Here is a 12,475-nt window from a genome sequence, read left to right on the forward strand (position 1 = left end):
AACGCCCGCACGTCGTGTTGCTCGGACATGGCGGCAGCGGGACGAGAACAGATTGAGCGCCACGGGCCCCAATCAGCGAGGAGCTCCGGCGATCTCGTCTCTCCGCTCGTCGACAATTTCGTCGATAACCTGGACCACAGCGCCGATCCGGGCCAACCGTGCCAGCTCGCGCGGGATGACGAGCCAGTAATTTCCGCGGAATTCGATCTCCGGGAGTACATGGACCAGGCTTGGCCGGTGCGCGGCTATGAACTGTGGCAAGACAGCTATTCCGGCGCCTCCCGCCGCCGCCTCGAGAATGAAACTTACGGTCGTGGACTGAATCTGGATGTTGTCACCCAGCGTCTCCCTGACCTTGGCCAAGGTTTCGAGATCGATCCGGTGGTCCGTCCACCAGATCAGCGTGTGTTCAGCCAAGTCCTCGAGCACTTCGACGGGAGGCGACCTGTCGAGGTACTCCTGTGTTGCGTACATGCGCATGACATAGTCCGTCAGCCAGCGCTTGGTGACTCGTGCCGTGACCGAGGGCTCCTCCATAGTGATCGCCACGTCGAAGTCGCGGACGGTGAGCGGCAGGTGGGCGGTGTTGGCCGCGACCTCGATTGTCAAGTGCGGGTGCGCTGTTCGGAGCTTTCCGAGCGCGGGCGCGAGACACCAGGCTCCGAATCCATCCACGCTCGACACCCGGACGCGTCCGCGTAACTCGGCGCCCCTAGAGCCGATCACATCCTGCGCGGCAATCAGGGCCGCCTCGACCGACTCTGCAGGCTCGAGCAGCAACGCACCTGACTCGGTCAGTTCCCACCCCTTGCTCCCGCGATCGAAGAGCCGCTGACCCAACGATTTCTCCAAGGCGGTGATCCGCCTGCCGATGGTCGTGTGGTCGACGGCGAGCTCGCGCGCTGCCGACACCAGTCGACCCGTCTTGGCAACGGCGAGAAAGTAGCGAAGGTCGTCGGGTGAGAGCACGGCTATATCTTCACACCAGCCCGCAACGTGGGGGTCGGTCCCGGCTCCGCGATCTCGGTGCTTTGCGCAGTGTGTAGCCGGAACATCGCCAATCCTCCGACAATTGGACCGGGCACCAACAGCAGAAACGCGAATTGCCAGCCCCATCGATCACCCAGCCACGGTACGGAAATCATGGTCACGTTCGTCAACATGAGGCCTAGAGCTGTTTGCACTGCGAGCGCGGTCCCGACCAGTTCACCTGGCGCGACCTCGCTCAGTGCCGCCGAGAAGACACCGGAATCGGCGACGACCGCAGCACCCCAGACGAAGAGTAAGGGGAGGGCAACGGCCTTGGGTACGAAGAACACGAGAGGTGATAAGGCACAACAGATTCCGCTGATCAGCAGGGCAAGCCCAGCGGCCCGCGGTCGTCCGATTCGGTCCGCCATCCTGCCGGCCCCCAAGCAACCGATGGCCCCCGCAATCCCGATCAATACAAATGCGGTGAGACTGTCGAGACTCGTCAGGTCGGTGCGTCCACCCGCCGCCACAATGAACGCGGGGACCCAGGCCCACCACGCGTACATCTCCCACATGTGGCCGAAGTAGCCGATGTTGACCCATCGGATGTCGCGGTTTCGGAACATCGCTATCGCTGCGGCGGGCTTGAATGGTGCACGGGGCACTCGGTCTTCCGGCCCACGTCGAATGATCGCAGCAGAGATGATCGCGGCGACGACGGCGCACCCCGACGAGATCCAGACGACCGACTGCCAGGAGAGTCCGCCGTAGGACCGGATCAGATGCGGCAATGCTGATCCCAGGGTCAAGGCTGCCAGCAACAGCCCGAAGGCTTTGCCCCGCTCATCCCGCGCCGACCAGGATGCCATCACGAACATGCCCACCGGATAGACACCGGCCAAGGCAAAACCGGTGAGGAACCGTAGCGCGAACGCTGCGGTCACCGACCCGGTCAGGGGAACCACGCTCGTGGTGATAGCTGCGGTCAAAGCGCCCGCGGTGAGCAAGTAGTGTGCGGGAATTCTGTCTGCCAGGTTGAAGACGGCGGACAGTACAGCGCCCACGACGTAGCCGATTTGCACCATCGCGATCAACCACATCGCCGCACCCGAACTCATGCCGAACGCGTCGCGCAGAGCGGGCAAGATTGCGCTCGCAACGAACCACACGGACAAGCCAAGGATTTCGATTGCGGCGATGGACCAACGTTGGCCGCGCGGATTCGATCGGAAAGTCGTGAGCACCGTCGGTCTCGCTCAGTCGATCGCGGATGTGTACGTCGTGCAGGTGCCGTCGAGGCAGACAGTGCCATCGGGCCGGCGTACCGCAACCTCCAACGTGGTGATCGGCTTGTCATCGCGTACCGCGATCACCTTGACCTCGCCGGTGATGGTCTCGCCGAACAGGATTGGGTTGTGGAAGCTCCAATTCACACCGAGGAACACCGAGCCGGGTCCCGGCAGCTCCATGCCCATGATGCCGTGGAGGATGCCCTGCATGAGCCCGCCGTGGCCGACGCGCCGACCGAAGATCGAGTTGGCCGCCGCCTGCTCGTCGAAGTGCAGCGGGTTGTAGTCCTGACTCATCGCGGCCCAGGCTTCGGTGTCCTCCATGGTGAGTGTGTACTCACGCGTGGCGGTTGCGCCGACCTTCGGCTTGCCGTTGCGGGTTCGGTTCCAGGGATCGATTGCGACGTCGATTGTCATGTCAGTTCACTTTCGTGTCGTAGTTCAGTGTGCGTTCTCGATAAGCAGGGCGATGCCCTGCCCTCCGCCACCACAGAGGGTGGCGATCCCGCGGCGAAGATCGCGTCGCCGAAGTTCATGGGCCAGCGTCAGAACCTGACGGAAGGCAGTGGTCGAGTTCGGGTGTCCTATGGCGATACCTCCGCCGTTCGGGTTCACCGCCTCTTCGGGAATCTTCAAGTCGTCGATGGTGGCGAGTACGACGCTGGCGAAGGCCTCGTTGATCTCCCACAGGTCGATGTCGCGCACGGTGTGACCTGTCTTGGTGAGAAGCGCATCGATCGATTTGGCGGGCTGACGGTGCAACGTGTTGTCAGGACCAGCCGAGTAGGCCCATCCCACAATGCGTGCCAGCGGATCGAGTCCGTGGCTCTCTGCGACATCGACCGATCCGACCAGGCCCATGGCCGAACCGTCGGCGATCTGTGAGGCGTTGGCCGCGGTGATCGTTCCCCCCGTTACAAGTGGCGGCAATGCCGCCAGCCGCTCGTAAGTGCTCCCCGCACGGATGCCCTCGTCCTTCCAATGGACGGTGCCGTCACTCTCCAATCCGTAGACTTCGCCGGTCGTGGCGAAGTCGGCGCGGCCGGCCAGATCGTGGGACCGTACGGCCCACTGGTCCTGCCGCGCACGGGAGATACCCAGCTCCGCGCCCTGGCGGTCGGAGATCGCAACGAAGGACTCACCACTGATCGCACAGGTCAGTGCTTCGTGTTGCAGCGCCGATTCCTGATGGCCGTCACCGAATGTCAGCGCCGGTCCATTGCTGGAGGACTCGAAAGCTCCGACGATGTAGAGCGAGCCTTCCTGCGACGCAATCCGCCGGGTGGCGTCGACCATCGTGTCGATACCTGCGATGCAGGCCATGTTGTTGACGCTGGCGGGGATTTCGCTACCGACGCCGGAGCGGTGCATCACCGTGCGCGCTGGATTCGGGCCCAGCCCCGCCTGCACGACGCACGAGAACAGCGCCCCGTCGGCTTCGGCGGCGACTGGATGGCGACGCCCTAGCTCAGCCAGGGTTCGGGTACCCAACTCGACCGCGTCGTACTGACTCAGATGTCCGTTCAGCCGCCCGAACGGCGTGCGCAGACCTGCGTACAGATATGCGGAATTGGTGGTCATGTGGTCCTCCTGAAGAAGGGCAGCGTCCACGCGCCGACCCGGGTGAAGACGACCTCGCACTGTGCCCCCTCGTGCAGAGCACCGGCGTCGTCATGGAACTGAGTGAGCAGCACCGGACCTTCGTCAAGGCGAATCAGCCCGACGACATAGGGTGTGACCGCTTGCCAACCCGCGTTACCGGCGCGGTGCACCGTCGTGAAGGTCTGGACTTCTCCCCGCCCGGCGACCTCTTCCCAGGTGCGATGGGTCGACCAGCAGTGGGGGCAGACCGAGCGCGGGTAGGCCGCAAACTGCCGGCAGTCGCCGCAACGCTGCATGATCAAGCGTCCCTCGGCCGCAGCGCGCCAGAAGGGCATGGACAGTCCGGTCGGGGTAGGCGGTGGGACGTCGGCAACGATGTCTGCGAATTCGGCGTCGATCGTCATGCGACCCGCCCCAAGATCACAGCACCGGCCTCGCTGAGAGTTGCGCCGTTGCCTGTCACCAGCGCGACGTCGATGTCCGGAATTTGACGCGCACCGCACTCACCGCGCAATTGCCGGACCGCCTCGATGATGTGGGTCATCCCGCCGGTCATGTCCGCCTGTCCCACGCTGAGCTGTCCGCCGTGGGTGTTGAGCGGATAGTCCCCGGTGGGCGATGTGTCGTGGTCGGCCAGCCATCGACCGAACTCGCCCGGTTTGCACAGGCCGAGGTCCTCCAAGGTGACGGCTACGACGATCCCGTAGCAGTCGTAGAGTGACAGGAGATCAAGATCATCCAGGCTCACGTGGGCCCGGGCGAGTGCATCTTCCATCGCTGTTTTCAATGGCCCTGACGTGTAGTCGGGAGCCTGACTGAGCGCACGATGCGAGACGTACTCTCCGGCCCCGAGCACTTCCGCCTGTGGTAGTCCCAGCTCCGCCCCGCGTTGCGCCGACACGACGATCATCGCTCCGCCACCTGCCATCGGCATGGTCGCCTCGAGCTTGTGGATCGGCGAGGAGATCATCTCGGAGGCGAGTACGTCCTCCACGGTGATCGGAGTCCCGTAGAAGTAGGCGTTCGGATTGAGCTGCGCATTGCTTCGTTCGCGTACGACGATCTCCGCGAGGTCCTCTGCCGTGGTCCCGTATCGGTTGATGTGGGCTTGGGCGATCATGGCGTAGGTCGTGTTGGCGCCACTCGCACCGAACGGCACATCGAACTCGCGAATCGGGTTGCGGTTCTTCGCAACGGCAGCCGGGCGAACATTTCCCGCGACGCAGAGCACCGCTTCGCACATGCCGGCCGCGATCGCCGCTCCTGCCCGCCAGACCATTCCAACAGGTGACGCACCGCCGAGATCGACGACGTTGGCCATCTTCGGCTTCAGACCGAGGTACTCCGCGACAGTTGCCGGGACGTGCATCGGAGTTTCACCAACCATCGGGCCGATCAACAGCCCGTCGATCGCATCGGGCTCGAGTCCGGCGTCGAGCACCGCGGCCCTGGCTGCGAGCGCCATCTGTCCGAGAGTGGTCTCGCTTGTGGTGGACGTACGAACCGATGGCAGCTCCCCCACGCCGATGATGGCCGCGTCGATTCCGCTCACAGCGACACCCGACCCGCGAGGTCGGCGAACTCGGCAAGACTCTGCCGGTTCCGCAAAGATGTGAATCGTTCGACGTCGAGACCCAAAGCTGCTGCCTTGGCTGCCTTTTCGATGACTTTGCCGTTGTGCGTATACGGCAGGTCGGTCACTTGATAGATAGCGTGCGGAACGTGACGAGGGGACGCCTGCGCCCGGACGACCTTCCGGATCTGGCTCGCCAGATCCTCGTCGAGGTTCACCCCCTCCGTCAGTACGACGCAGAGGACGATCTCCTCGCCCGTTGCGATCGGTCGGCCGAAGACCACACTCGCCTCGATCGCCGTCACGTCGGCGAGCGGCCGGTAGATCTCCGCGGTGCCGATGCGGACGCCACCGGGGTTCAGCGTCGCATCGGAGCGGCCGTAGATGACCACACCGCCGGACACGGTCTCTTCGGCCAGATCGCCATGAGTCCAAACCCCGGGTAACCCGTCGAAGTACGCCGCCCGATATCGGGCATCGCCGTCCTCACCCCAGAATGTCAGGGGCATTCCGAGCGTGGGCTCAGCCAGTACCAGTTCGCCCTTCACTCCGTAGACCGGAACACCCCGACCGTCGAAGACGTGCACCGCCGCACCGAGCACTTTGCAGGACATCTCGCCGGCGTGAACCGTGTGCAGCTGGGAACCCGAGACGAGCGACGACATCAGTTCGGTTCCACCGGACATGGGTCCGAACCTGGAATCGGGGCTGACATCGCTCTTCACCCAGAGGTACTGCTCGGGGCTGACCGGCGCACCCGCGGCGAGCACGGTGTGCAGTCGGGACAGGTCGTGCTCGGTGCGCGGCGAGTATCCGTTGTCGATCATCAGCGACATGTAGCTCGGGCTGGTGCCGAAGACGGTGACCCCGGCCTCGGCGGTGACGCGCCACAGCGCGCCGAGATCCATCCCGTCTCCGGACGTCGGGACCGGCGCGTCGTCGTACAGCACGATCGCGGCGCCGCGAGCCAACGCGAAGCTGAGCCAGTGGAACATCATCCACGCCGTGTTTGTGTACCAGAACAGCACGTCGCCGGGGTCGATGTCCGCGTGAAACGCTTGTTCGCCTTGGGTTTTCAGCAATACTCCGCCGGCAGAGTGCACTATCGCCTTCGGCTTCCCGGTCGTCCCGGAGGTGTACATGATCAAACCGGGGGCGTTGAAAGCGTATCGCTCCCAAACGAATTCGCCGGTGTCCTTGGCAACCTCGTTGTACCGGAGGAACTGTGCCTTTGTGCCGATCGTCGGGGTCGCGGTGCTGTCGACATCGCGGTCGGTGAGAACGACGAACTGAAGGTCCGGTAGCGCTTCGACCAGTCGATCCAGGTCGGCACGGCAGTCGAAGGTCTTGCCGTTGTAGACGTACTCGCTGCACGCGAACAGCACCTTCGGCGAAGCCTGCCCGATCCGGTCGAGGATGGCGTTGCCGCTGAGCTCCGGAGCGCACGACGTCCAGATCGCGCCGACCGCCGCCGTCGCCAAGAAGGACACGAGGGTCTCTGCGCGGTTGGTGGAAACCGTTGCGACCACGTCTCCTTCGGACACACCGTGTCGACGCAACCAGCCCGCGACGGCCTCGACCTCGGTGCGCAGATCGCCGAAGGTCCAACGCCTGCGGCAACCGTCGACTCCTGCCTCGACGACCGCCAGCGACCTGGTGTCCGCAGCGAGCATGTTCTCGGCGACATTCACCGACCCGTCGTCGAAGTACCGTGTGCCGGCCATGTCGCTGGAAGTCGTAACCTCTCGACTGCCGAGGGAACCGGTCAGTCCGGTGAAGTCCCACACGCCTGCCCAGTACTCGGCGGGGTCCGTGATCGACCAGCGCCACATCGCGTCGTACTCGTCGACTCCGAAACCGTGCTTGGCAGCGAAACGGCCGATGGAGGTCTTGGATGCGACGGCCGGATCCGGTCGCCAGGTCACTTCAGGGCGTGCTGAAGACATGGGAGTGCTCCTTGTCCTTGCTTGTTTCGTTTCGGTTCGAAAGTGCGGGTGTCGGCCGCGTCAGGGCATGACCGGCGGGGCGTAGCTGAATGTGAACGACAGAGCCCAGAACGTGAGAACCGTGATGGGCGCCAGGAAGATGAAGTAGATGAAGGTGAATCCGACAATCTGGCGCGCCTTGAGCATCACGATGCCAAGCAAAGGCAGCATCCAGAACGGATTGATCAGGTTCGCCAAAGCCTCTGCCCCGCTGTAGGTTTCGATCAACCACGCCATGTTGCTGTGCACGTCGCCCGCGGCCCCCATGATGTAGGGAGCTTCGAGTACCCACTTCGCCCCGGCGGACGGTACGAGAATGCCCATCACGACCGAGTAGATACCGACGATCAAAGGCAATCCGGCGTGGCCGCCAAGTTGGATGAAGAAGTCGGACAAATAATGCGACAGGGCCTTGCCCTCGCCGTTGGTCGCGGTGACGAGGATCGCCGCGACACCGGCATAAAACGGGAACTGGATGATGACACCCGAGACGGACGGCACCGCCTTGGTCATCGCCTTCACGAACCGGATCGGGCGACCATGCAGTAGAAACGCCAGGGACAGGACGATGAACAGGTAATTGTTGAGGTTCGAGATCGCGTGAAAGACACCGACCTTGTGAATCGTCGTCCAGATCCAACCGAGCATCACGGCGCCGATCAACACTGTGAGGACAGGACTCCGGCCGAGCCGGTCGCCGGGACGAACCTCATCATCGGCCTCGACGGTGTCATCGAGGTCGACTCCGAGATCGCGCGCGGTTCGAGCGCGATCGCCACGAGGAGCGGTGGCCCAAGCAATGAGGACCGCGCTGCTGGTCATAACCAGAATCATCACGAGGTTCTGCCAGGTGAAGAGGGTCTCCGCAAGTGGGATGAGGCCTGTGATCGCAAGCAGTTCAGGCGGAACACTCGCGGGTGTGGCATGCAACAGTGCTGCTGAAGAAGAGAGACCGAGCATCGCAGGCCCGCCGACGGACAAGTAGCCGGCGGCGCTTGCCGCCCGGTAGTCCACCTCGAGATCGGTACGTCGTCCGAGTGCCCGCACAAGGAGCCCGGCAAAGATGAGGCCGAACCCCCAGTTGAGGAGCGAGGTCGCAGTCGCCGCGAAGGCCACCATCGCAACCGCTCCGCGTGGAGTACTCGGGATGACGGCAATGCGCTCGATGATCCGTCGGACGGGTGTCGAGGTGGCCAGGGCGTACCCGGTGACCACGACGAGCGCCATCTGCATCGAGAAGGGCAGCAAATTCCAGAAACCGTCGCCGAAGCTTTGTGAGACCTCAGCGGGCGATGCACCGATAGCGAGCGCCCCAGCACCGACGACAAGCACGGCCACCAACACGATCGCGAAGGTGTCCGGGAACCAACGTTCCATCCAGTTCGCGAATCTGAGCGCGAACGCTTCGAGGCCGCGCTGTTTGGGTGCCGTCTTCGTGATCTGAGTTGGTGGGTCTGTGAGCTGCGTCATCGGTGACCTTTCGGGCGCTTGCGATCCTTTGGGACCGGCGATGTGACCGATTTAACTCTGCGATTTTGCCCTCAACAATGGACACATTTGCAGGTCTGCGTGCAAATTTGCAGACCTAGCTGGTCGGCAATCTGGACGGTCGGCACGGCGAAGAACAGTCGCGTGGTCGCTCGTTAGGACAACAATGATTTGCTGGGAGTTCTCCAACCCCGAACCGGCAACCGCTGGCAAAGACCAGACCAGTAGCTGGAGGTTCAGCGGCTGACCGCACGAAAATTGATCGTCTGCGAGTTCGGCCCTCCGTTTGCTTGGTCGCCGCGAATACTGGTTGGTTATGCGGGTGGGGCGCTTCGACAGAGTTGACGGTGGATTGGCTGCGCTTTCTGTTGTCCCACAGTGTCGGCTGTCCGCGCGAAGCGTGCCGAGGACAGGGCGATTGACCGGATTACGCGGATGCGGGAGCAGAGTCGCATCGAGATGAACGAGGCGCTCGACCCGATCGTTCGTAAACTTGGCGAGTTGTCGGTGACCACAGGAGGGGAAGCGCGAGCGGGGTTGCGGGCGGAGGTCATGGCCTTACGGTCGCCGTCGCGTACAAGGTGGTCGGTCCTGATAGCGGAACCCGGTCATGCTTTTTCGAGTTCCAGTCCGGTCCGCCGAAGCGGCTGATGCCAACGGATCACCATTGTGGGCGGATGGGTAGCACCCGGTCGGAGTTTGTCGAAGGGACAACGGACGGTAACGCAGCCATCAGCATGGTCGAACGAGACGATCATCGGTTGTGTATCGATGTCGTGACCGAACCGCCACCTGGGTGGAACGACAAGAAGCGGGATTACCGAACATTCGTGTCGGTGCCCGTGGTGGCGGGCGGTGTCGCCTACGGGATGCTCACCGTGGATGCGTTGGAGCCGGGTGACCTAGACGAGAACGATGCGAATGTTCTCCGTGTCCTCGCGGGGCTATTGGCGGTAGCTCTAGACACAGACCGCTGAACGAAATTTGTCGGTGCACCCGGATAGATTGCGTGCCGACACCTACAGTGATAGAGGACAGTGAAAGGAGCTGGTCATGGCCGTGAAGATTACGCCGAAGCCCGATGACCGGGCCGAACGTATAATCGCTGACCCTGATGCCTACTACGCTGCCGCTCGCGAACGTGCGCGCAGCGAAGTCGAACAAGAAATGCGCCGCGAACAAGAAGCCCGGAAACGCCGCTCGTAACGGCTGGTCCAGATGCAGGGCCGCTGCGCCGCCCAACCTAGTTCGCATAGGCTGGACCGCGACGGCAGACGCCTTGCAGGACAACCGAAGCGACGCACGGTGAACGGACAGGCCCGCGGAGATCGGGCAGGCGCGTTTCGTACTCCTGACCACCTTCAAGAAGGACGGAACACCGGTCGCGACACCCTTGTGGACCGCGCCCGACGGCGAGCGGCTGCTGACCTGGACCGAGAAGCAGTCGTGGAAGGTCCAATCGCGGTGAAGGCGCGGTCACACATGATCGAGCGCAACCTATGCACCCACACCTGGACCTTGAGCGTGCAGATGGCCGAGGTCTTTGAATCCGCAATCACACGTCGGCGCAATTGGCCGACGACGATCGCAGCAGGTCGGTAAGTTCGGCCAGGAAACCTGGCCGCGCGCCAACCACTACGTCGTATACCTCGCGCCAATGCTGCCCGTTAAGTACCTCCTTGTGAGCGGCAGGATTGCGGTAGTTGTTCTTTAAGTCGCGCATCCTGTCAACAGCTTCGCAGACCTGGCCCAACGGGACATTGTTGCTGTGGAGCACTTCACGAATGGCGCTGCTGGCCGGCCCGTTTCCGCCGCTTGCCGCATTGAACAACATCTCAAGTATCTGACCAAACGTCCGCGGTCCCTGAAGGGAAGGCACCTCAGGATGCGCCCGTCCCGCTGGTTCGATCACCAGTCCGTGCAAGAGAGCCTCTACCGGTGCCAGTAGGCCAAGTACGGGTCCTGAAAAATCAGCGTCGTCGCCAAGAATGAAGCCGACGTATTCAGCTGTTGCAGCCATCGTTTGAACGGCTTTGTCCAGGCTTGACCAGCAGGGTTCGCCCAGCGCTCCCTTGAGTCGTTTCCTCGACGCGTCGAGTGTTTGCGGCGGGAGTGTGGCCGCAATGGCCTTCAACTCTGACAAGCGCTGACGCACCACTCCCTCATGCGCTGCGGTCCGTGGTGCGGGTGTCCATTCGGCAACCAAGTCGCGCACTGCGCGGGCCGTTCGGGCGATGTAGCGCGACCATGCTTCGGCGGTAGCCAGATCGTGTGGATTCGGGAACGGCAGCTGTATCGACCACAGTGCGTAGTCATCGTGGGGACGGCGCCACCATTCGTCCTGCCGTGGATCGGTGCTTGGGTTCCCCGGGTATATGAGAGCACCGAATTCACTCGTCGCCCCATCGAGACTCGCCAGGTGGCTGTACGCGAACAACTGGTAGCCATCCTGCGCCGAGATTCCGCGCGGACGTTTGTACTTCGCGTCTGCCAGCACCACCCGAGCACCGTCCCTGAACATGAAGTCCGGCAGGGTGGTCGTATTGCTTTGCGACTGGTTCGGTTGAGGTCGTTGCCTCCATGGCCCTGGCGCTTGTATACCCTCGCCGGGCGAGGCGTCGGCTGATAATCGAATATCCCGGAACGCCACGTTGAGCGATTCATGGAGCACCTGCTCCCAGAACTTCTCCGAGAAGACGTGCACGACGAAAGAGTCAGACGAGTCTGCGCCGTCGGCCGGGGTCGGACCGTATCGGCGGAGTACGTCCAGTGCAGCCTCCACGACCGGCTGCCACTGTCGCTCTAACGCGCTCAGCCACAGCCGCTCACCAACCAGCAGGGCGCGCTCACGCGGCAGTCGGGAGACGTGGGTCAGATGTCGAGCGAATTGGACCGCGCGGACCTCGACCTTGGAGTTCAGAGCTCGGATCGCCGCGGGAAGGCGGTCCGAAGCGACCACATGCAGAGCCGAGTTAACAACCTGGAGCACCGGTGTATCCATCGTGAGGTCATCGAAGGTAGCAGTGACCCAGGGCTGTCCGGTGAACTGCGACAGCATGAGACTCTTGTCGTGCAATCGTCCCTTCGGACTGGTCAGAACGCCCGTTGTCTCGATATAGCGTGGACGTGCCTTGAACAAGAGCGGTTCTAGTGCTCTGAGGAATCGTTCCTGGGTGAGTAGACGTGTAAACGCCCGATCCAGCAACCCGGTGAACGACTCGTCTGTTCGGCGCACCCCGCTCTTGTCGGCAAGGTTCATCAACGCGATCAAGTCCGCAAACGGGCTGCCGACCACTGCTGATATCGCAGCCTGGGTCTTCGGTGGCGGACACGACTCGATGAGTTTCGCTTCACCAACGCCGGTCACCTTCGCCAGGCTCGCGACGACCTCATGGCAGGCGGCGCGGGTCGACCGCAAGTTGAGAAAGTCCAACTCATAGGCCTTGACATGAGTCGTGGTTCCCGCAGCATGTTCGACCGAACTCGTGGCTACACCTTCCAACGACCACATCTTCGGCAGAATTGTCACCGTCACCGTGCCGCCGTGGCCGTCTGCCAGGCTCACG

The 12,475-nt window shown here is 62.9% G+C and carries 11 protein-coding genes and 1 pseudogene; 3 read left to right on the top strand and 9 right to left on the bottom strand.

What is annotated here, in order from left to right:
- Positions 1-72 precede the first annotated feature (72 nt).
- The 8 genes from FOY51_RS02940 to FOY51_RS02975 are packed head-to-tail and all read right to left on the bottom strand — an operon-like array spanning position 73 to position 8,891.
- On the bottom strand, positions 73-969 hold the full coding sequence (locus tag FOY51_RS02940; RefSeq protein WP_187776168.1) for a LysR family transcriptional regulator: 897 nt from the start codon (positions 967-969) through the stop codon (positions 73-75).
- A gap of 2 nt (positions 970-971) precedes the next feature.
- On the bottom strand, positions 972-2,216 hold the full coding sequence (locus FOY51_RS27450) for an MFS transporter (protein ID WP_235916070.1): 1,245 nt from the start codon (positions 2,214-2,216) through the stop codon (positions 972-974).
- Positions 2,217-2,228: 12 nt separating this feature from the next.
- On the bottom strand, positions 2,229-2,678 hold the full coding sequence (locus tag FOY51_RS02950) for a MaoC family dehydratase (protein ID WP_149428674.1): 450 nt from the start codon (positions 2,676-2,678) through the stop codon (positions 2,229-2,231).
- 24 nt (positions 2,679-2,702) lie between these two features.
- Positions 2,703-3,842 carry a thiolase family protein gene (locus FOY51_RS02955; protein WP_149428675.1) on the bottom strand — a complete coding sequence of 380 codons (1,140 nt, stop codon included), beginning with the start codon at positions 3,840-3,842 and terminating at the stop codon, positions 2,703-2,705.
- Complete coding sequence (locus tag FOY51_RS02960; RefSeq protein ID WP_149428676.1) at positions 3,839-4,267, bottom strand: Zn-ribbon domain-containing OB-fold protein; 429 nt, start codon at positions 4,265-4,267, stop codon at positions 3,839-3,841. Before FOY51_RS02960 ends, FOY51_RS02955 begins: the two co-directional genes overlap by 4 nt.
- Positions 4,264-5,415, bottom strand: a complete 1,152-nt coding sequence (locus tag FOY51_RS02965; protein ID WP_149428677.1) for a thiolase family protein — start codon at positions 5,413-5,415, stop codon at positions 4,264-4,266. Before FOY51_RS02965 ends, FOY51_RS02960 begins: the two co-directional genes overlap by 4 nt.
- Positions 5,412-7,382 (bottom strand): acetoacetate--CoA ligase, encoded by a 1,971-nt coding sequence (locus tag FOY51_RS02970; protein WP_149428678.1) that lies wholly within the window; start codon positions 7,380-7,382, stop codon positions 5,412-5,414. Before FOY51_RS02970 ends, FOY51_RS02965 begins: the two co-directional genes overlap by 4 nt.
- Positions 7,383-7,442: 60 nt before the next feature.
- Positions 7,443-8,891, bottom strand: coding sequence for a short-chain fatty acid transporter (locus tag FOY51_RS02975; protein ID WP_149428679.1), 1,449 nt, complete (start codon positions 8,889-8,891; stop codon positions 7,443-7,445).
- 695 nt (positions 8,892-9,586) lie between these two features.
- On the opposite strand from FOY51_RS02975, the gene FOY51_RS02980 reads away from it, so the two are divergent.
- The 3 genes and pseudogenes from FOY51_RS02980 to FOY51_RS02985 all read left to right on the top strand — a co-directional run.
- Positions 9,587-9,886 (top strand): GAF domain-containing protein, encoded by a 300-nt coding sequence (locus FOY51_RS02980; protein WP_187776143.1) that lies wholly within the window; start codon positions 9,587-9,589, stop codon positions 9,884-9,886.
- 76 nt (positions 9,887-9,962) lie between these two features.
- Positions 9,963-10,115 carry a hypothetical protein gene (locus FOY51_RS27075; RefSeq protein ID WP_187776144.1) on the top strand — a complete coding sequence of 51 codons (153 nt, stop codon included), beginning with the start codon at positions 9,963-9,965 and terminating at the stop codon, positions 10,113-10,115.
- A 121-nt stretch (positions 10,116-10,236) separates the two neighbouring features.
- Positions 10,237-10,368, top strand: a pseudogene (locus FOY51_RS02985) (PPOX class F420-dependent oxidoreductase); the annotation flags it as partial.
- 96 nt (positions 10,369-10,464) lie between these two features.
- Here FOY51_RS02985 and FOY51_RS02990 read toward each other — a convergent pair.
- A complete protein-coding gene (locus tag FOY51_RS02990) occupies positions 10,465-12,474 on the bottom strand; it encodes a 5-methylcytosine restriction system specificity protein McrC (protein WP_187776145.1) in 2,010 nt (669 codons plus the stop codon).
- Position 12,475 lies beyond the last annotated feature (1 nt).

The sequence above is a fragment of the Antrihabitans cavernicola genome (assembly GCF_008297975.1).
Classification (GTDB): domain Bacteria; phylum Actinomycetota; class Actinomycetes; order Mycobacteriales; family Mycobacteriaceae; genus Antrihabitans; species Antrihabitans cavernicola.

What these genes read in the sequence shown, in the direction of transcription:
- FOY51_RS02950 (WP_149428674.1), bottom strand. Translation starts at nt 2,678, where the DNA reads ATGACAATCGACGTCGCAATCGATCCCTGGAACCGAACCCGCAACGGC.
- FOY51_RS02955 (WP_149428675.1), bottom strand. Translation starts at nt 3,842, where the DNA reads ATGACCACCAATTCCGCATATCTGTACGCAGGTCTGCGCACGCCGTTC.
- FOY51_RS02960 (WP_149428676.1), bottom strand. Translation starts at nt 4,267, where the DNA reads ATGACGATCGACGCCGAATTCGCAGACATCGTTGCCGACGTCCCACCG.
- FOY51_RS02970 (WP_149428678.1), bottom strand. Translation starts at nt 7,382, where the DNA reads ATGTCTTCAGCACGCCCTGAAGTGACCTGGCGACCGGATCCGGCCGTC.
- FOY51_RS02975 (WP_149428679.1), bottom strand. Translation starts at nt 8,891, where the DNA reads ATGACGCAGCTCACAGACCCACCAACTCAGATCACGAAGACGGCACCC.
- FOY51_RS02980 (WP_187776143.1), top strand. Translation starts at nt 9,587, where the DNA reads ATGGGTAGCACCCGGTCGGAGTTTGTCGAAGGGACAACGGACGGTAAC.
- FOY51_RS27075 (WP_187776144.1), top strand. Translation starts at nt 9,963, where the DNA reads ATGGCCGTGAAGATTACGCCGAAGCCCGATGACCGGGCCGAACGTATA.